This is a genomic window from Micromonospora sp. LOL_023 (assembly GCF_048060115.1).
Taxonomy (GTDB): domain Bacteria; phylum Actinomycetota; class Actinomycetes; order Mycobacteriales; family Micromonosporaceae; genus Micromonospora_E.
On the sequence record NZ_JBHMIM010000007.1, the window covers coordinates 15174 to 37971 of the forward strand.

The 22798-nt window shown below is 70.4% G+C and carries 21 protein-coding genes, 1 tRNA gene and 1 pseudogene; 9 read left to right on the forward strand and 14 right to left on the reverse strand.

Annotated elements, in window-relative coordinates; translation table 11 throughout:
* Positions 1 to 39 precede the first annotated feature (39 nt).
* Positions 40 to 1191, forward strand: a complete 1152-nt coding sequence (locus ACFHVL_RS05585) for a WxL protein peptidoglycan domain-containing protein (protein ID WP_416625990.1) — start codon at positions 40 to 42, stop codon at positions 1189 to 1191.
* 25 nt (positions 1192 to 1216) lie between these two features.
* Positions 1217 to 2860, forward strand: coding sequence for a TIGR03773 family transporter-associated surface protein (locus tag ACFHVL_RS05590; RefSeq protein ID WP_416625991.1), 1644 nt, complete (start codon positions 1217 to 1219; stop codon positions 2858 to 2860).
* Here ACFHVL_RS05590 and ACFHVL_RS05595 read toward each other — a convergent pair.
* Complete coding sequence (locus ACFHVL_RS05595) at positions 2845 to 3138, reverse strand: hypothetical protein (protein ID WP_416625992.1); 294 nt, start codon at positions 3136 to 3138, stop codon at positions 2845 to 2847. The two genes, ACFHVL_RS05590 and ACFHVL_RS05595, sit on opposite strands and share 16 nt — an antisense overlap.
* A 151-nt stretch (positions 3139 to 3289) precedes the next feature.
* On the opposite strand from ACFHVL_RS05595, the gene ACFHVL_RS05600 reads away from it, so the two are divergent.
* Complete coding sequence (locus tag ACFHVL_RS05600; protein WP_416625993.1) at positions 3290 to 3568, forward strand: type B 50S ribosomal protein L31; 279 nt, start codon at positions 3290 to 3292, stop codon at positions 3566 to 3568.
* Positions 3569 to 3634: 66 nt separating this feature from the next.
* Entirely contained in the window at positions 3635 to 4012 is a 378-nt protein-coding gene (locus tag ACFHVL_RS05605) for a sensory rhodopsin transducer (protein ID WP_416625994.1), read from the forward strand.
* Here the strand turns inward: ACFHVL_RS05605 and ACFHVL_RS05610 are convergent.
* The 8 genes and pseudogenes from ACFHVL_RS05610 to map all read right to left on the reverse strand — a co-directional run.
* Positions 4009 to 4164 (reverse strand): annotated as a pseudogene (locus tag ACFHVL_RS05610) (alpha/beta fold hydrolase); the annotation flags it as partial. The gene ACFHVL_RS05605 and the pseudogene ACFHVL_RS05610 sit on opposite strands and share 4 nt — an antisense overlap.
* Positions 4165 to 4209: 45 nt before the next feature.
* Positions 4210 to 4548 (reverse strand): hypothetical protein, encoded by a 339-nt coding sequence (locus ACFHVL_RS05615; RefSeq protein WP_416625995.1) that lies wholly within the window; start codon positions 4546 to 4548, stop codon positions 4210 to 4212.
* Positions 4549 to 4586: 38 nt separating this feature from the next.
* Complete coding sequence (locus tag ACFHVL_RS05620) at positions 4587 to 6146, reverse strand: NCS1 family nucleobase:cation symporter-1 (RefSeq protein WP_416625996.1); 1560 nt, start codon at positions 6144 to 6146, stop codon at positions 4587 to 4589.
* A 181-nt stretch (positions 6147 to 6327) separates the two neighbouring features.
* Entirely contained in the window at positions 6328 to 6879 is a 552-nt protein-coding gene (locus ACFHVL_RS05625; protein ID WP_416625997.1) for a Uma2 family endonuclease, read from the reverse strand.
* Positions 6880 to 7022: 143 nt separating this feature from the next.
* Positions 7023 to 8549, reverse strand: coding sequence for a catalase (locus ACFHVL_RS05630; RefSeq protein WP_416625998.1), 1527 nt, complete (start codon positions 8547 to 8549; stop codon positions 7023 to 7025).
* 141 nt (positions 8550 to 8690) lie between these two features.
* Complete coding sequence (locus tag ACFHVL_RS05635; protein WP_416625999.1) at positions 8691 to 9284, reverse strand: hypothetical protein; 594 nt, start codon at positions 9282 to 9284, stop codon at positions 8691 to 8693.
* Between the two features lie 135 nt (positions 9285 to 9419).
* Positions 9420 to 12011 carry an ATP-binding protein gene (locus tag ACFHVL_RS05640; RefSeq protein WP_416626000.1) on the reverse strand — a complete coding sequence of 864 codons (2592 nt, stop codon included), beginning with the start codon at positions 12009 to 12011 and terminating at the stop codon, positions 9420 to 9422.
* Positions 12012 to 12449: 438 nt separating this feature from the next.
* On the reverse strand, positions 12450 to 13217 hold the full coding sequence (map, locus tag ACFHVL_RS05645) for a type I methionyl aminopeptidase (RefSeq protein ID WP_416626001.1): 768 nt from the start codon (positions 13215 to 13217) through the stop codon (positions 12450 to 12452).
* A gap of 85 nt (positions 13218 to 13302) precedes the next feature.
* Here map and ACFHVL_RS05650 point away from each other — a divergent pair, with 85 nt between their 5' ends.
* A complete protein-coding gene (locus ACFHVL_RS05650; RefSeq protein ID WP_416626002.1) occupies positions 13303 to 13569 on the forward strand; it encodes a helix-turn-helix transcriptional regulator in 267 nt (88 codons plus the stop codon).
* A gap of 298 nt (positions 13570 to 13867) precedes the next feature.
* Here ACFHVL_RS05650 and ACFHVL_RS05655 read toward each other — a convergent pair.
* The 4 genes from ACFHVL_RS05655 to ACFHVL_RS05670 all read right to left on the reverse strand — a co-directional run bounded on the left by ACFHVL_RS05655 (position 13868) and on the right by ACFHVL_RS05670 (position 16591).
* A tRNA-Arg gene (locus ACFHVL_RS05655) sits at positions 13868 to 13939 on the reverse strand.
* 130 nt (positions 13940 to 14069) lie between these two features.
* Positions 14070 to 14765, reverse strand: a complete 696-nt coding sequence (locus ACFHVL_RS05660) for a winged helix-turn-helix domain-containing protein (protein WP_416626003.1) — start codon at positions 14763 to 14765, stop codon at positions 14070 to 14072.
* 198 nt (positions 14766 to 14963) lie between these two features.
* A complete protein-coding gene (locus ACFHVL_RS05665) occupies positions 14964 to 15668 on the reverse strand; it encodes a DUF305 domain-containing protein (protein WP_416626004.1) in 705 nt (234 codons plus the stop codon).
* A gap of 17 nt (positions 15669 to 15685) precedes the next feature.
* Positions 15686 to 16591, reverse strand: a complete 906-nt coding sequence (locus ACFHVL_RS05670) for a DUF3105 domain-containing protein (RefSeq protein ID WP_416626005.1) — start codon at positions 16589 to 16591, stop codon at positions 15686 to 15688.
* Between the two features lie 105 nt (positions 16592 to 16696).
* On the opposite strand from ACFHVL_RS05670, the gene argS reads away from it, so the two are divergent.
* The 4 genes from argS (at position 16697) to thrC (ending at position 22274) form a co-directional block, all read left to right on the forward strand.
* Complete coding sequence (gene argS / locus ACFHVL_RS05675; protein ID WP_416626006.1) at positions 16697 to 18361, forward strand: arginine--tRNA ligase; 1665 nt, start codon at positions 16697 to 16699, stop codon at positions 18359 to 18361.
* A gap of 38 nt (positions 18362 to 18399) precedes the next feature.
* Positions 18400 to 19785 carry a diaminopimelate decarboxylase gene (gene lysA, locus ACFHVL_RS05680; protein WP_416626007.1) on the forward strand — a complete coding sequence of 462 codons (1386 nt, stop codon included), beginning with the start codon at positions 18400 to 18402 and terminating at the stop codon, positions 19783 to 19785.
* 92 nt (positions 19786 to 19877) lie between these two features.
* On the forward strand, positions 19878 to 21182 hold the full coding sequence (locus ACFHVL_RS05685; protein WP_416626008.1) for a homoserine dehydrogenase: 1305 nt from the start codon (positions 19878 to 19880) through the stop codon (positions 21180 to 21182).
* A 42-nt stretch (positions 21183 to 21224) separates the two neighbouring features.
* Positions 21225 to 22274: a threonine synthase gene (gene thrC, locus ACFHVL_RS05690; protein ID WP_416626009.1), complete on the forward strand. Its 1050-nt coding sequence runs from the start codon at positions 21225 to 21227 to the stop codon at positions 22272 to 22274.
* Here the strand turns inward: thrC and ACFHVL_RS05695 are convergent.
* Positions 22242 to 22745 (reverse strand): MarR family winged helix-turn-helix transcriptional regulator, encoded by a 504-nt coding sequence (locus ACFHVL_RS05695; protein WP_416626010.1) that lies wholly within the window; start codon positions 22743 to 22745, stop codon positions 22242 to 22244. The two genes, thrC and ACFHVL_RS05695, sit on opposite strands and share 33 nt — an antisense overlap.
* Positions 22746 to 22798: the final 53 nt, after the last annotated feature.

Sequence of the window (22798 nt, forward strand, 5' to 3'; positions counted from 1 at the left end):
CGGCCCTTCCACCCCTTTCGTGAACGGATCACCCCCCGCATGCGTACGCCAGCAGCCCTGCTCGCCGGACTCCTGCTCGCCGGCATCGCGCTGACCGCGCCGGCCACCGGGCCGGCCACCGGGCCGGCCAACGCCGCAGCGCCGGTCCCGGTGACCGCGCCGGCGATCACCCCGGTCGCCGCGCAGTCGCTCACCTGGGGCGTGGCCCCGTCCAGCCCCGACGGCCCGAACGGACGCCCCGCGTTCGAGTACAAGCTCGACCCGGGAGCCACGCTCACCGACTACGTGGCGATCACCAACCACTCCGACCGGCCGATCACCCTCGACGTGTACGCGAGCGACGCGTTCACCACCGAACAGGGCGGCTTCGACCTGCTGGCCGCGACCGAGGAACCGGTCGACGTGGGCTCCTGGATCACCTTCGAGACCCGTACGCTCACCGTGCCGTCGACGTCGCGGCTGGATGTGCCGTTCACCATCGCCGTACCCGACAACGCGACACCCGGCGACCACCCGGGCGGGATCGTCGCCTCCCTCGCCGCCACCGGCACCGACGACGAGGGCAACCAGGTGTCGGTCGACCACCGGGTCGGCTCCCGGATCTATCTGCGGGTCACCGGCGAACTGCGACCGGTCCTCGACATCGTGGACCTGTCAGTGACCCACGACGGAAGCTGGCACCCGCTGCGCGGGGGTGTCGTCACCGCCAACTTCACCGTCCGCAACACCGGCAACGTGCGACTGACCGGGCAACCGCAGCTCGCCGTCGACGGACCGTTCGGGCTGGCTCGGCGCAGCACCGTCGGTGACCAACTACCGGAGATCCTGCCCGGTGACAGCTACCGGACCAGTGTGCGCGTCGACGGCGTACCGCCGCTGGTGCGGCTCGGGGCCAGCCTGACCGTCGAGCCGGCTGCCGTCACCGACGAGGTGCTCGACCCGGCACCGGCCGCTGTCACCGGCGAGGTCGACCTGTGGGCCGTGCCGTGGCCGCAACTCGTGATCCTGCTACTGATCGGCGCGGGCACCTGGCTGACCATCGCTGGCCGCCGCCGGCGCCGCCGCCAGCAGGCAACGCAGCTCGAACGTGCCGTGGCCGCCGCCCGCGAAGCAGGCCGGGCAGAAGGCGCCGCGCGTGCAGAAGACGGCACAGCCGGTGCCGCGCCTCAGCCCGCCCGCACCACCGACTGAGAGTCAATCCAGGGAGACAGGTCCAATGAGCGTCATCAGTTCGGTACTGGCGAGACCGCGACTCGCGGCGGCCGTGGCGGCGGGTGCGATGGTCGCCGCCGCGACCGTGCCTGCGCCGGTGACCGCGGCCCCACCCTCGGCGGACACCCCCGCGACAGTGACCGCAGCCGGTGCCGATCTGGTGGCCGTCGAGTTGGCAGACGGGAGACTGTCGCTGTTCGCGCGCGAGGCGTCCGTCGACCGCGACGCAGCGCCGGGCCGCAGCCTGGATCCCGCGACGGTGCTCTTCGGGCCGCAGGGCGGCGCGACGGTACGGACGCCGGAACACCTGGCGTTCCAGTTCCTCGGTGGCGCCGGCCGACCGATGTGGGCGGTGACCGGCGGGGACACCGACTTCCCGTACCTGGACACCCGGGCGGTACCCCGAGGGGCGGTACGCGACGACACGATCGAGTTGTCGCTGGGATCGGTCGACGGGCCGGGCGGGTTCGCCGCGTACACCCTCGGCGGTCTCGGCCAGGCCACCCCGCTGTTCGGCACGTTCGACGGGATGCCGCGTGCGGCCCGGCTGCCGGCCGCCACCAGGACCGGCGGGCTGGTCTGGCTCTTCGACGCCGCTGGCGAGTACCGGCTGACCGTCACCGCGGCGGCGACGCTCGCCAACGGCGACGAGGCGAGGGCGGACGCCGTCTATCAGGTACGGGTCCCGCAGCTTGGCGCTGTCGACAAGGCCCTGCCGGCTCCGGCGCCCGCTCCCGCACCGGCTTCCGCACTGCAACGGGCGGCCGCCGCGCCGGACCTCTCGGAACCGCAGATCGCAGCGCCGGGCGACGCCGCTGTCGGCGTCGAGGCGCAGCCGCTGGCGGCACCGGCCACCAGCGCCGCGCAGCAGCAGAACCTGGCCGCCGTACCGTCATCACGGGTGGTGATCGACGATGGCCACGTCGACATGGGTCCGCAGCTCGACGGGTCCGACCTGACGATCCTGCTCAAGGACGACACGGTCTCGCCAGCGGTGTGGCGCAACCTCTCCGACGTGGTGCTGCAGGTCAAGGACAACGCCAAGATCACCGTGCCGGAGGGTGCGGACTTTCTCGGAGCGAGCGGTGACGAGGTGTGGCTGCTGCCGCAGGGTCAGCAGTCCGGGATCGTCTGGCCCGGGTGGAACACCCAGCATCCATCCGTCGTCGCCGGCATCAGCGGGCCAGTCACCTTGACCTTCAAGGGGGTGACCGGTCCTGGCCGGTTCACGCTGTTCCTCACCGGGTCGTTCGGCGAGGCCGAGGTGTTGTTCGACTCCGCGGCCAGCCTGCCGCAGCGCCTGGACATCCCGTCGAACACGCACGCCCACGGCAACTGGGCGTTCAGCGCGCCGGGCATCTACCGGCTGGCTTTCGAGATGTCCGGCACCACGACGACGGGTGTGACGGTGACGGACACCCGGACCCTCAACCTGGCTGTCGGTGACGGGACCGACCCGGACACCGGATTCGGCCCAGGCTCCGGTGACGGTGACGGTGACGACGGCTCCGGTGGTGACGGCTCTGGGAGGCTGCCGCTCACCGGATCCTCGTGGCATGTGCCGGCCACCGGAGCCGTGCTGCTGATCACCGGCGCGTTGGTCCTGTTCGCGGTGCGGACCCGACGTTTCGATCAGTGTTCGTCGTAGTGGTCGCCGTGTGCGGCGTGCCGGTGGCCGGCGTGCACGAAGTCCTCGTGGTCGCCGTGGGCGACGACGTCGTGACCGCAGTCCGGCCCGTGGGTGTGGTCGGCATGTGACTCGGTGGGTACGTGCTGGTTGACCTGGCACTCGTCCCAGTGTCCGGAGTGCTCGTGGTGGACATGCCCGTCGTGCAGGTAGTCGGTGTGCCCGTCGTGGGCGACCGCGACGTGGCCGCAGGACGAGTCGTGGGCGTGCACGTGCTCGGTGTGTACGGCGTGGCTCATCGAACTCTCCTAATCTCATGCTGATATTGCGATTCGAGCATATCTTATTGGGTCCGGTCTTGCCGGTTTCCCGGCGTCATTCATTCCGGCCCACATCGGGTAATATGACAATCGTTTTCGAGTTGGTATCCGGATTGCGAGGTTGGTAGCAGTGAAGCCTGACATTCACCCCAAGTACGATTATGTGGTTTATCGGGACCGTAGTGCGGACTTTGCGTTTCTCACCCGGTCCACCGCGGTCAGCAGCAAGACCATCGAGTGGACCGACGGGCAGACCTACCCGGTGATCGACGTGGAGATCTCCTCGGCCAGCCACCCGTTCTGGACCGGCCGCCAGCGGTTGCTCGACACCGAAGGCCGGGTCGAGAAGTTCCGGGCCAAGTACGCCCGGACCGCCCGGCCGGGGAAGACCAAGGGGGCGGCCGACTAGCCGCTTGGCAGCGTTTGCCCTGGCCGGCATGGGGTAGGCCGGTGTCGGCGGTCCGGAGGAGGGGCGATGGTGGCGATCGGTGCCCGTACCTGGGTTGTCTCCGGCGGGCGGATACCGGCCGACAGCAACGGCGAGGAGCCGGAGTTCACCGGGTTCGACCAGCTGTGCCTGCTCAACGCCGGCGATTCGGACGCCGAGGCGGAGCTGGTCGTCCACTACGAGGATCAGGAGCCGGTGGGGCCGTACCGGGTGCGGGTGTGGGCACGGCGGATTCGTCACGTGCGGCTCAACGATTTGGTCGACCCGGAGCCGATCCGGCTGGGGCGACCGTTCGGATGCGTCCTGACCTCGTCCGAGCCGCTGGTGGTCCAGTTCCAGCGCCAGGACACCCGGCTGCCGGGTGTCGTCGCGTTGACCGACGTCGTCGCGTACGCGACGGGGTGAGGTGCGGCCGGTCGGACCGGCCGCACCTCGACGTAATCGGCCTTGGGTAGCCGCTTGTGGAACTCGCGGGCGGTGGCGTCGATCGGCAGGATCCGGTCGGCGGTGCCATGCAGGATCAGCGCCGGCACGTCGATGCGGTCGATGCACGCCCGTGCCGCCGCCGAGACGCTGATCGACAGCGCGCTACCCGCAGCCGGTCACGGGTAGCGAACCGCCTGGTACGCCCACAGCGCACCGACAAGCAGCGCCACCAACCAGGTCACCATCAACCAGGAACGCCGCCGCAACCGGGTGAGCAGGACGACGAGACCGGCGGCGTAGAGCCCGGCGACGACCACCGTGCCGGTGATGGCCACCGGCGTACGGGCGGCCGAGGCACAGCCCGGCGGAGCCGGCATGATCGCGGGACAGATCCCGCCGCCCCGGTCGACCGTCAGGTGCCACATCGCCGCCCAGGTCGCCACGGCGACGAACGTCGCCGCAGCGGCCCAGATCCATCTACGGTGCCCGGAAGTCAACGTTGTGGTCGTCTCCACGAGACGACCCTAAGCCGGCGGCACGGCGGGCGGAACGGTCAACTGCCGGGCGTCTCGGCCGTCGCCGCCGCGGCGGCCACCGGTGCCGGACTCACCGGAATCGCCCGGTCGACGGCACCCGGCGTACGCGACGCCATCACCGCGATGTACAGCACGGCACCGATGGCCGCGCCGATCACCCAGGCGAACCCGCTGAGCTCCACCAGCCACGGCACCCACACCGTGGCCACCGAGAAGACGGCGGCGACGGCGAACGCGCCGATCGCCCGCATGTTCCAGCCGTTGACGTAGTGGTAGCGGCGAGCCTGGTCCATGCTGTACATATCGGCGACCAGCAGGCTCCGGCGCTGCACGACGTAGAAGTCGGCGACCAGGATGCCGTAGAGCGGCGCGAGCACCGCGCCCAACGTGTCGACGAACTTCGGCAACCCGATCTGGTCGATCACCGCGACCCACAGTGCCCCGATGACGAACCCGAACAGCGCCGTCAGATAGCCACCGCGTTTGAAGCTGATCCGCTGCGGCGACAGGTTCGACAGGTCGTACGCGGGTGGAATGAAGTTGGCGACCAGGTTGATGCCGATCGTGGCGACCAGGAAGGTCAACGCGGCCAGCACCGTCAACGCGGTGTTACCGACCTGCCCGACGATGTCGGCCGGGTTCGTCAACGGGTCACCCTGCCCGTCCTGGTAGACCACATAGGCCCCGGCCGTGATGAACAGCGACAGGAAGGTGAACAGCGCCAGGCTCAGCGGCAGCCCGGTGAAGTTGCCGATCTTCATGCCGCGTTCGGTCCGGGAGAAGCGGGAGAAGTCGCCGAAGTTGATGACCACCGCCGAGAAGTAGGCGACCATCGTGCCGACCACGCCGAGGAAGGCGGTGACCACGGCCCAGCCCTGCACGTCGGCGTTGCTGAACAGGCTGCCGACCGCCGGCAGCAACTCGTCACCGGCCTGCACCCAGATCGCCGCCAGCAGCACGATCATGACGACGTAGACGGCGGGACCGGCGACGTTGAGGAACTTCTCGATCCAGGAGATGCCCCGGATGAAGAGCACCACCTGGATCGCGGCGACGATCAGGTAGGACACCCAGCCGACCCCGGTCAACCCGAGCACCGTCGGCCCGCCCGGGTTGCCGAGCAGCGCGTTGAGCGCCAGCGCGACCGCGGTGGAGGCGAAGTAGGTCTGCGCGCCGTACCAGAAGATCGCCACGATGCCGCGGACCAACGCCGGGAACGTCGCCCCACGGACGCCCATGCTCGCGCGGGCCATCACCGCGTACGGGATGCCGTACCGGACGCTCGGCTTGCCGGTCAGGTTGACCAGAAAGTTGACGAACAGTCCGGCGAGGACGATGGCGGCGAACACCCACCAGCCGTTGATACCGGCGGTGATGAACAGGCTCGCCGCCAGGGTGTAGCCGGCGAGACTCTGCACGTCGTTGGTCCAGACGTTGAAGATTTCGAACCAGCCCCACCGGCGCTTGGACTCGGGCAGTGGCGCGAGGTCGTCGTTGTACAGACTCGGGTGCGGATCGTCGCCAGCGGCGGGCACAGTGGATGTGTTGGACACGGTGCTGTGCGGATCAGTGGACACGGCTCCTCCTGGGAATGTCGGAATCCCGAGGCGCCCTGCAGGGTTGGCTCAACCTAGAGTCGGTCCGTCGCGCGCGGCGTACCCATTTAGTCAAATCCATATTGCGTGCATCCGGCGGGCGTCACCCCGGCTCTCGGCGGCCGGTGAACTACTCAAATGGCCGGACCGGGTTCTGCCGAGATCAGCCGAGGTCGTGCTCGGCCGGGCTGGTGTTGAGTAGCCAGGCGAGCGGCATGGTCGCCGCAACGGTGTAGCGGTCGCCGGCCAGGCGGTGCATGGTCACGCTCTGCGCCGTGTCCTGGTCGATGACCCAGTACTGGGGGATGCCCGCTGCCGCGTACTCATTGCGTTTGGTCACCGTGTCCAGGCCTTCCGAGCCTGGTGAGACGATCTCGGCGACGAGGAGCACGTCGGCGACCGGCAGCCAGACCCCGTCGGCCTGCGGCTTGCTCCATACGACCAGGTCGGGAATGCGCCCGCCGACCCCGGCTCGGCCCGGGATGCGTAGCCCGACAGCCTGTGCGATCCGGTCGGCCGGGACCCCTGCCGTGGCGAGCCACACTGTCAGCCGAGTCGCGATGATCGCGTGGGCGTAGCCCGGGGGCGGCATGATCGAGAGAACTCCCTCGGGGCTGATCTCGTACCGATGGTGCTCGTCGGCGGCCATCATCGCGGTGAGGTCATCGAGACTCACGATCGGGGGCATGTGCCTGCCGACAGCCTCTGAGCTCATGCCCGCATGCTACCGGCCGATCGGGTGGGGAGACCGTGGGACACCGCGCGGCCGTCGCCGTGAAACCGGCCGCGAACCGACGACACGGGCCGGGCGCCGGTGGCGGTACGGCGACGGGTCGGTCCGCCGTACCGCCCGGGGGGTCAGGCCTTGGCCTGCATGCTGGAACGGGCGGGATTGGCCTGCTTGGCGGCCTTGGGGTCCATCTCACCCTGCTTGGCGCGCACCCCGGACTCGACCCGGTCGCCGAGGCTCTTGTCGACGTTGTGCCAGTACTCGAAGGCGCGCAACAGGATCGGCTCGCTCACCCCGTTGAGCAGGTGACCGACGATGTTGTCGACCAGCCGCTGCCGGGCGTCGTCGTCGAGCACCTCGCGGACCAAGGTACCGGGCTGGCCCCAGTCGTCGTCCTCGGCGTGCGACGTGTACGCCGACCGGACCATCTCACCGTCGGCGTACCAGGTGCCGCCGTCGTCGGTGAGCGACGGCTGCGCCGCCGGTCCGCCGTACGAGTTCGGCGCGTACACCGGGTCGGCGACGTTGTGCACCCGCATCGCGCCGTCCTTGGAGTAGCTGTGCACCGGCACCTTCGCCGCGTTGACCGGGATCTGCTTGTAGTTGACCCCGAGCCGGGCGCGGTGCGCGTCGGCGTAGCTGAACCCCCGGGCCAGCAGCATCTTGTCCGGCGACAGCCCCGTCCCCGGCACCACGTTGTTCGGCTCGAACGCGACCTGTTCCATCTCGGTGTGGTAGTCGGTGACGTTGCGGTTCAGGGTCAACCTGCCGACCTCCTGCAGTGGGTAGTCGCTGTGCGGCCAGACCTTCGTCAGGTCGAACGGGTTGAACCGGTACGTCTTGGCATCCTCGAACGGCATGATCTGGACGTGCAGGGTCCAGGACGGGTGCTGCCCGGCCGCGATGTGCTCGAACAGGTCCCGCTGGTGGTAGTCGGTGTCCACCGCCGCCATCTGGTCGGCCTCGTCCTGAGTGAAGCACTCGATGCCCTGATCGGTCTTGAAGTGGTATTTGACCCAGACCTGCTCACCTTGGGCGTTGATCCACATGTAGGTGTGGCTGCCGTAGCCGTTCATGTGCCGCCAGGTACGCGGGATGCCCCGATCGCCCATCAGCCAGGTCACCTGGTGCGCGGACTCCGGCGACAGGGTCCAGAAGTCCCACTGCATGTCGTGGTCGCGCGGGTTGTTGTCCGCGCGGCGCTTCTGCGACCGGATGAAATGCTGGAACTTCATCGGGTCCTTGATGAAGAAGACCGGCGTGTTGTTGCCGACGATGTCCAGGTTTCCGTCGCTGGTGTAGAGCTTGACGGAGAAGCCACGCGGGTCCCGCCAGGTGTCGGGGCTGCCGCGCTCGCCGGCGACCGTGGAGAACCGGACGATCGACCCCGTCTCGGTGCCGGGCTGGAAGACCGCGGCCCGGGTGTACGCGCTGACGTCCCGGGTCACCGTGAAGGTGCCGAAGGCGCCACCGCCCTTGGCGTGCGGCTGCCGCTCCGGGATCCGCTCCCGGTTGAAGTTGGCCATCTGCTCGATCAGGTAGTGGTCCTGCAGCAGCAGCGGGCCGTTCGGGCCGACCGTCAGCGAATGTTCGTCGCTGGCGACCGGCACCCCCGCGTCAGTGGTGGTCGGTGGACGTTTCTGCTGGTCGGTCACGAGGACTCCTCGGGTTGGCTCAAGTTTCGGGCGCTATCTGCACCCATACCCGGCCAACGACGATCTCAGCCCTTCCGACCAAACGCCGGTGTGCCCGGACCGTGGGGGACGGTCCGGGCACACCGGGTGGGGAGGATCAGGTCAGATCAGCCAGCGGTGCCGCTGGACGAAGGGGAGCTTGGCCCAGAGCCGGCCGAGGCCCCAGGTGTGTCCGGCGTACGCGGCGGCGAGGGCGACCATGACGATCGCGTACACGATGTGGTAGTCGACCACCGGGTTGGTGGAGCTGGTGGCCTCACCGGCGGCGGTGAAGCGGACCAGCGGCAGCTCGGCCAGCCACATGAAGATCATCATCAGGGTGCCGGAGCCGGCCGCGACCCGCAGGCCGATCCCGGCGATCAGGGCGATACCGATCGCGCCCAGACCGGCCATGAACAGCACGTTGGCCCACCAGGTGCCGGCGATCGCGTGGAAGAACGACTGCAGCGGGCCGACCTCGACCGAGGAGAGGAAACCCTTGGTCGGCGAGCCGCCGTTGATCCAGGCCCGCTCGGCCGGGGTGGCGTAGCCGAGGCCGAATGCCTTGTCGAGGAACGCCCAGAGGAAGACGAATCCGGTGGAGATCCGCAGCACGGCCAGCAACCGCGCGGCGGTGCTGGTGAGCATGTGGCCGGGAAGTTCAGCGTGCTCAAGGGGCCGGTCGATCGAACGGTGGGTGGCGTGCTGGGTGGTCATTGTCGCCTCCGCGACTCGCTGCTCTCTTTTGACGAGATCAGCTTCTCGCAGTAGCGGTGCCCGGCACCCGAGGCGGAACACCCGAGGTCCCGGGACCAAGGTCCCGACCGCCAAGGGCCACCTGCCGGACGCCGGTCAGTCGTCGTCGAGCGCGGTCAGGAGCGTCTGGACCTGGTCGGCTTCCCGGGACTGCAGTTCCCGGTACCGGTCCAGGGCGAGCGTCAGGTGGTGCCGGGCCCGGTCGAGGTCGTCGAGCGCGGCGTACGCGCGGCCCAACCCACGATGGGCCCGGGCCTGCGGCTCGTGGACGTCGATCTCGACGGCGATCGCCAACGCCTCGGTGTGCAGGTCCAGGGCGTCTGCGGAGCGGCCGGTGGTGTACGCGGCCTCGCCGAGACCGTTGAGCACCCAGCTCTGGCCCTCCCGGTCACTGCTGCCGAGAACGATCTCCTGCGCGAGGTTCAGGTGGACGATCGCCTGTTCGGGATCGTCGAGGCTGGTGTACGCGTTGCCCAGATGGTTCAGGGCGGCAGCCTCGCCGGTACGGTTGCCGAGCATCCGGAATATGGTCAGGGCCCGGCGCAGGTCGTCGACGGCCTCGTCGTAGCGGCCGGAGCGCAGCTCGACCAGACCGATGTTGAGCAGCGCGGCGGCCTCGCCGAGCCGGTGCTCGATCCGGCCAGCCCGAGCGAGTGCCTGCCGGTGATAGGCGACGGCCTCGTCGTAGCGGCCGCGCTCGGTCTCGATGAAGCCGAGATCCATCAACGCCTGGGCGTGTCCGGTGTCGTCGCCGCCGAGTTCGGCCAACGCCAGCGCCCGGTGGATGAACGTGGCGGCCGACTCGTGCCGGCCCCGGCGCCTTTCGAGCTTGCCGAGGTCGGCGAGGGCCCGTGCCTGGCCGGCCAGATCGCCGGTACGTTCGTACCGGGTCAGGGCCTGCTGGAAGTGGTCGGCGGCCAGGTCGAAGCGGGACAACGCGAGGTAGGCGCTACCCAGGTCGACCAGAGCGTGGGCGTGCCTGGTGTCGTCGCCAGCCTCCTCGGCGGCCCGGCGGGCATAGCCGTGCACCACCAACGCGTCGAGGAAATGCCCACCCTCCAGGTAGCGGTAGATCACGTTAGAGAGGCTGCTGGCATGCCCCGGCCATCCATTGTCGAGCGCGAATCCGGCCGCGGCCACCAGCGCCGGACGTTGCGCGTCGAGCCACGCCCGGGCAGCCGCCGGGTCGGCGAACTCCGGGACCGTGGCGACCGGCGGCGGCACCGCGTCCTTGCGTCGGTCGGCCGGGTGCAGCACGTCGATGGCGGCGCTGGTGGCGGCCAGGTGCAGGTCGAACAGGCGGCTCAGCGCGGCCCGTCGCGACTCGTCGGTCTCCTCGGCGTCGGCTAACTGCGCCGCGTACGCGCGTAACAGGTCGTGCATGGCGTACCGGTCGGCTGTGACGGGCTGGACCAGGTGGGCGCGGGCCAGCGCCGCCAGGTCACGGCCGGCGTCGGTGAGGTCGATCTCGGCGAGCGCGGCCGCCGCGTACCGGTCGAAGTCCGGGCCCGGGTGCAGACCCAACAACCGGAAGGTACGGGCGGACGGGGCCGGCAGATGCCGCAGCGACCACGAGAAGACCGCGGTGACCGCCGAGTGCGGGTCGTCTCCGGCGTCCAGCAGATCCAGCCGGTGGTGCCGGTCGGTGAGCTCGGCGACCAACGCGGCCAGCGAGTTCGCCGGGTACGCGGCGGCGCGTTCGGCGGCGATCCGCAATGCCAAGGGCAGCCCGGCGCACAGCCGCGCCAACTGCGCGACGGCGTCAGGTTCGTCCGCCGTACGCGGGCCGATCAGGTGTCCGAGCAGCGTGACCGCCTCGGCTGGCGGCAGCGGGTCGAGGTCGATGCGTCGGGCCCCGTCCCGGGCGACCAGCCCGGCGAGGCTGTCGCGGCTGGTGACCAGAACCGTGCAGGACGACCCGCCGGGCAGCAGCGGCCGGACCTGCTCGGCACCGCCGGCGTTGTCCAGCAGGACGAGCATCCGCCGGTCGGCGAGCTGGGTGCGGTAGCGGGCGGCCCGTTCCTCGACCCCGTCCGGGATCTCCGCCTCTGGTACGCCGGTCCCGGCGAGCAGCCGGGCGAGGGCGTCGCCGGAGCTCAGCGGCTGCCCCGGGTCGTAGCCGCGCAGGTTCAGATACAGCTGGCCGTCGGGAAAACGTCTCGCCGCGCGGTGCGCCCAGTGCACCGCCAGCGAGGTCTTGCCGACGCCGGCGGGGCCGGAGACCGCGGAGATCACCACGGCGGTGCCGGCCGGGTCCGCGTCGGTGAGCAGGGCGTCGAGCCGGGCGAGTTGTGCTGCCCGGCCGGTGAACGCGAACACGTCGGCGGGCAGCTGCCGTGGGATCAACCTCCGGCGTCCGCGACCGGTCTCACGCGGCACCCGGCGATGCTGCTCGGCGACCCGGTCCCGGGCGGTGGCCAGCGCCCCCTGCTCGGCCGGCGTGGCACCGAGCAATGCGACGAGGATGTCGAACCGGTCGGTCGGCGGCAGTGTCTGGCCGGTGAGGTATTCGGCGACGGCAGCGATCGACCAGCCGGTGCGGGCGGCCAACGCGCGGTAGGTGAGCTCACCGTCGCGGCGGCGCCGGGCGTGGCGGCGCCGCAGCGCGCGCAGCGCCTCGGCCAACTCCGCCAGGGTCCGCACCCCGGCGACGTCCAGGAACCCGGAATCTACGCCGGGCCGGTCCATGTGGTCCGCAATCGTGGCAGTTCCTTCTGTGCGTCCCGGCAGACTCGCGCAGCCTAGTCCGCAGTGGCCGATCAGCGGTAGGTGTCCGCCGACTTCCGGGGGATTTCGCCGCTGTCCGGAATGACGACGCCAACCGCCGCCAGCTCGGCACCATCGACTCGGATCCACCGACGCCGACAGTCGTGGTGGTGCCGGACCGGCGGGACCCGGCCCGGCGCCTACCGCGACCGGTCGGGTGGTACGGCCGACCGCCTCAGCGCCGGAAGAATCCGAAGTGGGACCGGTGCACATGCCCTGGCTGCGTACCACGACGAGCTGGCTCACGACGACCCAACGCGGGACCGGATCGAACCAGGGGCCGTGCTGGCCGTGACCGCCACGGCGTCGGCTGGGCCTGGCTCCGCCACCATCGAGACCAGTGACGAGGCCCGGTGGGGATCAGGCCCGGCGGGTGAGCACCAGCGGGTCGCCGTCGGTGATGGCGACGGTGTGCTCGGAGTGGGCGGTGCGGGACCCGTCCGCCGATCGGATCGTCCAGCCGTCCTCGTCGAACGTGATCTCGTCGGTGGTCTTGGCGAACCACGGCTCGATCGCGATGGTCAGCCCGGGTAGCAGCTTCATGCCGCGCCCCCGGCGACCGTTGTTCGACACGTGCGGGCTCTCGTGCATGGTGCGCCCGATGCCGTGCCCGCCGAACTCCAGGTTGACCGGGTAGCCGTACCTGCCGGCGACCTCGCCGATCGCGGCCGAGACGTCGCCGAGGTGGTTGCCGGGCCGGGCCGCCTCGATCGCCGCCTCCAACGCGACCTCGGTGGCCTCGACCAGCTGCAGGTCGTCGGCGGCGGCCGCGCCGACGATGACGGTACGCGCGGAGTCGGCGACCCACCCGTCGATGCCGACCGCCATGTCGATGCTCACCACGTCGCCGTCGCGCAGCACGTAATCGTGCGGCAGCCCGTGCAGGACCGCGTCGTTGACCGACAGGCACAGCACGTTGCGGAACGGTCCGTTGCCGAACGACGGGGCGTAGTCCCAGTAGCAGGACTCGGCACCGCGTGCCTTGATCAGGGACCGGGCATGGTGCTCCAGATCGAGCAGGTTGACCCCGACCTCGGCGAGGTCACCGAGCTGCGTGAGCACGTCGGCGACGAACCGGCCGGTGACGTGCATGCACTCGATCTCCTGGGGAGACTTGAGCTCGATCACGGTGAACCTCCGTCGTAGCGTTGGTATATCTATACCATGCTGTGTCGTCGTTGCCGTCCCGCCAACCCTGCCCTACGGTGCTGTCATGGTTCGCCGCCCGCTCACACCTGAACAGATCGAGGCGGGTGGCCGCCTCGGAACGGCGCTGCGGCAGGCGCGCGGGGGTCGCGGCCTGTTCGAGGTGGCGCTGGCGGCGGGCATCTCACCCGAGACGCTCCGGAAGATCGAGACCGGTCGACTGCCCGCGCCCTCGTTCGGCATCGTCGTCTCCCTCAGCGACGTGCTCGGTATCCCACTGGCCGACCTCGCGGACGCCTGGCGTGCCGAGGCCGCCGTCCGGGACGCTTCGTAGTCGCCGTCCGGGCGTTTCCTGCCGGCCGAACACCGGAACATCCCAGCGACGCGATCGTCGTCCTGCGCTACTACTTCGACCTGCCGGAAGTGTCCGAGCTGGCTGACACCCTTGAAAAGCTTGTGAGGGCAGCGAACTGATCTGTCGCGATCCGGGCGCGTTTGGCGCCCGGGCATTGAGCCAACGTCCGATGCCCCGGCCGTTCGGCGGGCGCATCCTTGATCGTCTACTCGAACGCGAAGCTGGCTTCCACGGTCAGTGATCGACCGGTCAGGTGCGCGTTTGCAGTCCTGTGATGTGCCCCCGGCAGGATTCGAACCTGCGCCACCGCCTCCGGAGGGCGGTGCTCTATCCCCTGAGCTACGGGGGCTCAGCGACCCAGGAAGACTAGCAAACGCCCAACCAGGTTGCCGAATTGGTATCGCCGTGTCCCGCCCGAGGCGGGTGAGATGGCGGCCCCGGCCCGGTGGCTGCTGGTCAGGCCGGTGGCCGACCTCTGGTCAGGCGACGCGGGCCGGTCGGGCGCAGCTCGGCAGCAGGTGCGTGACGATGCTGCGGGGCAGCCGCCGGGGGAGTTCCGAGTTCGCCCAGGAGCCGTCGACCACGAGGTGCGCGCCGCGCCGCTCCGGGCCGCAGAGCCGGAGCAGGAACTCGCGCGGCAGCGGCGGGTCGATCGACGGGGTCAGGATCATGAAGCGGATCTGGCCACGGACCGAGGCGGCAGACAGCACGTCGGCGGCCGGCGAGGTGCCGTGCAGCCGGGTCCGCCCCAGCCACCACAGGTCCGTCCGGTGGTCGCGGGCGGCCCGCAGCACCTCCGGGTAGGCCCGGTCCACCCACTCGTTGACCGCGTCGACGCAGAGCCCGCAGGCGCGTTCCGCCGGCCGCCGGGGCGCCAACCCCCAGGCGTCCAGGTAGTGGCCGACGTCGGTCGGGCTCAGCGTCAGCCCGAACCGGCGTTCGATCAGGATCGCGACGGTACGGCGGCTCCACAGCTCGTCGTCCAGCGCGTGATCCTCCGGCCAGCGGCCGCGCAGCAGGTCGATGAGGTCGAGTTCCTGTTCCGGTGTCAGCCCGCCAGCGGCACCGGTGGGTGATCCGCGACGGCGGGCCGCCACCGCGCCGTCACCGCCGAGTGTGTGCCGTCGGCACCAGCTCGTGATCGATTTCCGAGTATCGCTTAGAAGTGCCCCCACGCTAGGACCAACGATGCTGTATCAGGACGGTAGCGATATGTGGCAAGAAAACGTCTGAGACCGTACAGTCCGGTGAAGTACCCTAGATCGTGGTATAGATAGACATAAGGTTCGCTGATCGGCTGCAGTACGACCGTCGCCCGCCCCGGGCGACCGGGACGGGCGACGTGGTACGAGCGTCGGACGGTGCGGCGGCGGTCAGCCGCCGACCTGGGACTGCAGGGTACGGATCAACTCGATCTCCTTCTGCTGCCCGCTCACCATCGACTCGGCCAGCCAGCGCACGTTCTCGTCGTCGGACACCTCGAGCACCCCGTCGGCCATATGGATGCCGCCCAGGTGATGGGTGAGCATCAACGACAGGTAGAGCCGGTCGACGTCGACGCCGGACGCCTCGCGCAACTCGGCCCGCTCGGCGTCGGTGGCCATCCCGGGCATCAGCCCGTCGACGATGGCCCACTCGCCACTGGTCTGCATCCAGGCCATCCGGGGCCCGGTGCCGGTCGGCTCCAGACCCCACCCCCGCAGCCAGGTCTGCATCATGCCGATCTGGCTCTGCTGGGTCAGCGCGATGTCGCTGGCCAGGGTGCGCACCGCCGGGTTCCCGCTGCGCTCCAGGACGATCATCGACAACTCGACCGCCTGCGCGTGATGAGTCGACATGTCCCGGGCGAAGCCGGCCTCCGGCGAGTTCTCGCCCGGGATGGACAGACCCGGGGTGAGTAGGCCGGCCGCGTACCCGAGGAGCAGACCGACCACGACGGCGGCGGCCAGCCAGGCGGTGCCGAAGCCGCTGCCACGGCTCGGCCGGGCCGCCGGCGGCCCGTCAGCCGGCGGCGGCTCCGGCGGTGGCTCCGTCGGTGGCTCCGGATCCGCCAGCCGGTCGTCGTCGGTGTCGCTCATCGAGTCCGTCCTCGTGGTCACGAGCCGGCGCCGCCGTCCATGGCCTGCTCCTGCTGGCCGAGGTCACGCGGGGTGGTGCCGGTCGCGGTGATCCCGCCGGAGCAGGTCGCCCCCGGCTCGACGGTGGCGTTCTGCCGCAGCGCCCGGATGAACTCGTCGATCCGCGGGTCGCTGGCGTCGTCGACGGCAAGCTGGTAGCCCCACGCCTGCAACGAGATCGGCGACTCCAGGCCCTCGAACGGGCTCATCAGCGTGTACTCGTTGCCGTGCACCTTGCTGGCCAGGGTCTCGACCTGGTCGGCGGGCAGGGAATCCTGGTAGGTCACCCAGACCGCGCCGTGCTCCATGCTGTGTACGGCGTGCTCGCTGGCGATCGGTGCGGCGTAGACGTCGCCCATGCAGTTCTGCCAGTTCGGGTTGTGGCTGCTGCCGACCGGCGGCTGGATCTCGTACTCCAGCGTGCCCCATTCGTGCGACTGCCTGCCGGCCATCGGGTCCAGGATGGCCGGGTTGGCATCCCGGTAGTTGACCAGCCCGGTGATGTCCGACGCGCGGTCCTGCCACGACTTGGCCTCCTGGGAGACCGCCCAGGCGCCGTAGCCGACGATGCCGGTGGCCAGCACACCGACCGCGACCATCAGCGCGATCGGTCCCCAGTTGCGCTCCTGGTTCACCTTGACTGATTTGAGTGGCTTACGTGGGCCTTTGCCGCCCTTGGCCGCGGTGCCCGGTTTGCCGCCGGGGCGTGTGCCGCCGGCCGACCTGGCGGCCCCGGTGCCACCAGCCTTGCCGGTCGCCGACTTGCCGGTCGCCGGCTTACCGCCGGCCTTCTCCTCAGCCTTCGGCTTGCCGCCGGCCGCCGGCTTGCCGGTGCTGACCACGGACGGACGGCGGTTCTCGCCACCCTGGGTGCTGATGCTCATGGTGTGGTGCCTCGTCAGGTCGGTCGGTCAAGGGGCTCTCAGCGGAGACACAGCTGGTAAGGGTCGCCGCCAAGTGCCCGAGTCTACCCCCGCTAGCATGGTTCGGTGACTCCCGCCAATCTCGCCGAGATCATCCGCGCCGCGGCCCGGTCGGTCTTCGCCGACCGTGACCTCGATCTATCTTTGCTCCCCGGCGTGGTCACCGTCGAGCGCCCGCGCAACCCGGAGCACGGCGACTACGCCTCGAACCTCGCCCTGCAGCTCGCCAAGCGCGTCGGCACGCCGCCCCGCGAGCTGGCCGCCGCCCTGGCTGCGGCGCTCAGCGCGGTCGACGGAATCAGCTCGGTGGAGATCGCCGGCCCGGGGTTCCTGAACATCCGGCTCGACTCGGCCGCCGCCGGGGCGCTGGCCCGCACCGTGGTCCAGGCCGACCGGGCGTACGGCCACAGCACCCACCTGGCCGGGCAGCGGCTCAACCTGGAGTTCGTCTCGGCCAACCCGACCGGGCCGGTGCACATCGGCGGCAGTCGCTGGGCCGCCGTCGGCGACTCGTTGGCCCGCATCCTGCAGGCCACCGGGGCCGACGTCGGCACGGAGTACTACGTCAACGACGCTGGCGCTCAGATCGACCGGTTCGCCAACTCACTGCTGGCCGCGATGCGTGGCGAGCCGACCCCGGCCGACGGCTACGCCGGGGCGTACATCGCCGACATCGCCGGGACCATCGTCGGCAAGCATCCGCAGGTACGCGACCTCGACGACGACGCCGCCCGGGAGCTGTTCCGCGTCGAGGGCGTCGCGTTGATGCTCGACGAGATCAAATCGTCGTTGGCCGCCTTCGGCACGCACTTCGACACCTACTTCCATGAGAAGGACCTGCACGCCCGTGGCGAGCTGGACCACGCGCTCACCCGACTGCGGGAGCAGGGTCGCGTCGTCGAGCGCGACGGCGCGACCTGGCTGCGGACCACCGACTTCGGCGACGACAAGGACCGGGTGCTGCGCAAATCCAGCGGCGAGTGGACCTACTTCGCCGCCGACTGCGCCTACTACCTGGACAAGCGTGAGCGCGGCTTCGACCGGATCGTGATGATGCTCGGCGCCGACCACCACGGCTACATCGGCCGGCTGCGGGCGATGGCCGCCTGCTTCGGCGACGACCCGGACGCCACCCTGGAGATCCTGATCGGGCAGCTGGTGAACCTGGTACGCGAGGGGGCGCCGGTGCGGATGTCCAAGCGGGCCGGCACCGTGGTCACCCTGGAGGACCTGGTTGAGTCGATCGGGGTGGACGCCGCCCGGTACGCGCTGGCCCGCTACTCGTCCGACTCGCCGATCGACATCGACGTGGAGCGGTGGACCCGGGCCAAGAACGACAACCCAGTCTTTTACGTGCAGTACGTCGCGGCCCGGACCGCCAACGTGGCCCGCAACGCCGCCGACGTCGGCCTCGAACGCGGTGACCCGGCGGCGTTCCGCCCCGAGCTGCTCGACCACGACAAGGAGAACGAGCTGCTCAAGGCGATTGGCGAGTTCCCTGGCGTGGTCGCCTCCGCCGCCGAGTTGCGCGAGCCGCACCGGGTCGCCCGATACCTGGAGGAACTCGCCGGGGCGTACCACCGGTTCTACGACAAGTGCCGGGTGATGCCGCTCGGCGACGAGGAGATCACCGACCGGCACCGGGCCCGGCTGTGGCTCAACGACGCCACCCGTACGGTGATCGCCAATGGTCTCGGTCTGCTCGGCGTCTCGGCGCCCGAGCGGATGTGAACCGGAGATGCCCGTGAACGACGAAGGACGGTAGTGCCGTGCGCGCACACGAGGCCGGGGCGCTGCACGGCGACCTCGGCAGCCGGGGGCCGGGCTGGCTGCGTACCCCCGATGACGTCAACTCCCTGCTGCCGCAGCTGTGGCCGCGGACGGTGACCCGCTCGGACGCCGGGGCGCTGACCGTCGGCGGCCGTGACGTGCGCGATCTGGCCGCCGAGTACGGCACCCCGGCGTACCTGCTGGACGAGGAGGACCTGCGGGCCCGCTGTCGTGACTTCCGGGCCGCCTTCGCCGACCAGGCCGTCTACTACGCCGGCAAGGCGTTCCTGTGTCGGGCGGTGGTCCGCGTCGTCGCCGAGGAGGGGCTGCACCTCGACGTGTGCACCGGCGGTGAGCTGGCCGTGGCGTTGTCGGCCGGGATGCCGCCGCAGCGGATCGGGTTCCACGGCAACAACAAGAGCGTCGCGGAGCTCACCCGGGCCCTCGACGCGGGTGTCGGTCGGATCATCGTCGACTCGTTCGACGAGATCGACCGGCTGACCGCGCTCGCCCGCGACCGGGGCGTGCGCCCCAGCGTGCTGGTCCGGGTCACCGTCGGCGTGGAGGCGCACACCCACGAGTTCATCGCCACCGCCCACGAGGACCAGAAGTTCGGCTTCTCGCTGGCCGGTGGCGCGGCCTTCGCCGCCGCCGCCCGGATCCTCGACGACGGCGTGCTGGAGCTGCGTGGCCTGCACTCGCACATCGGTTCGCAGATCTTCGACACCAGTGGTTTCGAGGTCGCCGCCCGCCGGGTGCTGCAACTGCAGGCGCAGATCCGCGACGCCCGTGGCGTCGAGCTGCCCGAGCTCGACCTCGGTGGCGGCTTCGGTATCGCGTACACCACCCAGGACGACCCGGCCCCGGCGCACGACCTGGCCAAGCGGATCACCAAGATCGTCGACAGTGAATGCGAGTCGATGCGCCTCGCCGTGCCGCACCTGTCGGTGGAGCCCGGTCGGGCGATCATCGGCCCGGCGGTGTTCACCCTCTACCAGGTAGGCACCGTCAAGGACGTCGACGGCATCCGCAGCTACGTCAGCGTCGACGGCGGCATGAGCGACAACATCCGGACCGCCCTATACGACGCCTCGTACTCCGCCACCCTCGCCTCCCGGGCATCGACCGCGCCGTCGATCCTGGCCCGCGTGGTGGGAAAGCATTGTGAGTCCGGGGACATCGTAGTGAAGGATGAATTCCTGCCCGCCGACGTGCAGCCGGGAGATCTTCTCGCGGTGCCGGGCACCGGAGCGTACTGCCGGAGCATGGCGAGCAACTACAACCATGTGCCCCGGCCGCCGGTGATCGCGGTCCGTGACGGAGCGGCCCGGGTGATCGTCCGCCGGGAGACCGAGGACGATCTGCTGGCACTGGACGTGGGATAGCGCCGCAGGCGCCAGGACGTGGGACAAGCGCCGCAGGCGCCGGGACGACGTGGGGTAGTGCGCTTCGGGCGCGGTCGCGATGTGGGGTGAGCATGAACAAGCCGGTACGGCTGGCGCTGCTGGGCTGCGGCACCGTGGGTTCCGAGGTGGTGCGGCTGCTGCACGAGCAGTCAACCGATCTCGCCGCCCGCATCGGGGCGCCGATCGAGATCGCCGGGATCGCGGTCCGCCGCCCCAACCGGACCCGTGGCGACCTGCCGGTCGACCCGGGGCTGTTCACCACCGACGCGCTCGGCCTGGTCAAACGCGACGACGTCGACGTGGTCGTCGAGGTCGTCGGCGGCATCGAGCCGGCCCGCACCTGGCTCGTCGAGGCGCTGCGGGGCGGCAAGAGCGCGGTCACCGCGAACAAGGCGCTGCTCGCTGAGGACGGCGGCTCCCTGCACGACGCCGCCGCCGAGGGTGGTGCCGACCTGTACTACGAGGCGTCGGTCGCCGGCGCGATCCCGCTGCTGCGGCCGTTGCGCGAGTCGCTGCACGGCGACTCGATCACCCGGGTCACCGGCATCGTCAACGGCACCACCAACTTCATCCTCTCCGGGATGGACGCCACCGGTGCCGGGTTCGTCGAGGCGCTGGAGGAGGCGACCGCCCTCGGGTACGCCGAGGCCGACCCGACCGCCGACATCGAGGCCTTCGACGCCGCCGCGAAGGCCGCCATCCTCGCCTCGCTGGCCTTCCACACCCGCGTCGGTGCCGCCGACGTGTACCGGGAGGGCATCACCGAGGTCAGCGCCGCCGACATGGCCAGCGCCAAGGCGATGGGCTGCACCATCAAGCTGCTCTGCATCGCCGAGCGCGGCCCCGGCGCGGACGGCACCGAGTCGGTCAGCGTCCGGGTGCATCCGGCGATGATCCCGCGTACGCATCCACTGGCCAGCGTCGGCGACGCCTTCAACGCGGTCTTCGTTGAGGCGGTCGCCGCCGGGCAGTTGATGTTCTACGGCCGGGGCGCAGGTGGGGCGCCGACCGCCAGCGCGGTGCTCGGCGACATCGTCGCGGTGGCCCGCAACCGGCTCGCCGGGGTCCGCGCGGCCAGCGAGTCCGTCTACGCCGACCTGCCGATCCGGCCGATGGGGCAGGCGGTCACCCGCTACCACATCAGTCTCGACGTGGCCGACCGGGCCGGCGTGCTGGCGACCGTGGCCGGCGTCTTCGCCCGGCACGACGTGTCGATCGCGACGGTGCGTCAGTCCGGCCGGGACACCGATGCCAGCCTGGTGATCGTCACCCACCGTGCACCGGACGCCGCGCTCGCCGCCACCGTCGAGGAGCTGCGGGGGCTGGACATCGTCCGGTCGATCGCCAGCGTGCTGCGGGTCGAGGGCGGCCAGTAGTCCGGGCCGGTACGCTGTGCCGGCCGAGTCGAGGAGGATGTCATGTGGCGTGGCCTTATCGAGGCGTACCGGGACCGGCTGCCGGTCACCGACGCCACGCCGGTGATCACCCTGTACGAGGGGAACACGCCGCTGCTGCCCGCGCCGGTGCTGTCCAACCGGGTCGGTGCCGACGTCTACCTCAAGATCGAGGGCGCGAATCCCACCGGTTCGTTCAAGGACCGTGGCATGACGATGGCGGTCTCCAAGGCGGTCGAGGAGGGCAACAAGGCGATCATCTGCGCCTCCACCGGCAACACCAGTGCCTCGGCCGCCGCGTATGCCGCCCGCGCCGGGCTGACCTGCGCGGTACTCGTCCCGCAGGGCAAGATCGCGCTTGGCAAGCTGGCCCAGGCCCTGGTGCACGGCGCGAAGTTGCTGCAGGTCGACGGCAACTTCGACGACTGCCTGTCGATGGCGGCCAAGCTCGCCCAGGACTACCCGGTGGCGCTGGTCAACTCGGTCAACATCTTCCGGCTGCACGGGCAGAAGACCGCCGCGTTCGAGATCGTCGCCGGGCTCGGTGACGCTCCGGACATCCACTGCCTGCCGGTCGGCAACGCCGGCAACATCAGCGCCTACTGGATGGGTTACCGCGAGGACGTCGAGGCCGGCAACGCCACCCGTACGCCGAAGATGTTCGGTTTCCAGGCCTCCGGCGCCGCGCCGATCGTCGCCGGTGAGGTGGTCCGGCAGCCGTCGACGATCGCGACCGCGATCCGGATCGGCAACCCGGCGAGTTGGACCAAGGCACTCGACGCCCGGGACACCTCGGGTGGGTTGATCGACGCGGTCACCGACCGGGACATCCTCGCCGCGTACCGGCTGTTGGCCCGCGAGGTCGGCGTATTCGTCGAGCTGGCCAGCGCGGCGAGCGTGGCGGGGCTGTTGCAGGTCGCCGCGGCCGGGAAGGTGCCGCCCGGTGCCACCGTGGTCTGCACGGTCACCGGGCACGGTCTGAAGGACCCGGAGTGGGCGATCTCGACCGCGCCGGCGCCGACCACGATCGGCAACGATCCGCTACTCGCGGCCCGCGCCCTCGATCTGGCCTGACCCGAGCTCGACCGCGGCGGCCTCTGCTTCTGTGACGTCGGTTTCGGCGGCGTCGACCAGCAGCCGGCCCGCCGATGCGACGGTACGCAACTCGTCGAGCTCGAGTCGGGCGAGCAGCCGGGCCTGTCGGTCGGTGCCCGCGGTGACGATCCGGTCGATCAGTCGGGCGCCGTGGCCGGTCAGCTCGATCCGCCGGACCCGTCGGTCCTGCGGATCCTCGCGGCGGCCGACCAGCCGCCCGGCGACGAGCCGGTCGACGATGCCGGTGACGGTGGCCATCCGTACCCCGAGCACCCGGCTCAGTTCCTGACCGGACGTACCGCCGTGCAGGTAGAGCAGAAGCAGTATCTTCAGCTGCGGCACGGTGAGCTGCGAGTCGAACAGCGGATCGGAACGGTCGGAGGCGAACAGGAGCTGCAGCTGGCGGTGGGTCGCCATGATGTCGGCGATCAGCTCGTCCCGCTGAGTCACCCTGGGCTCCCTGATGGTCGTCGTCTCGGGCAAGCCGCCAACGTGCCCGCCGA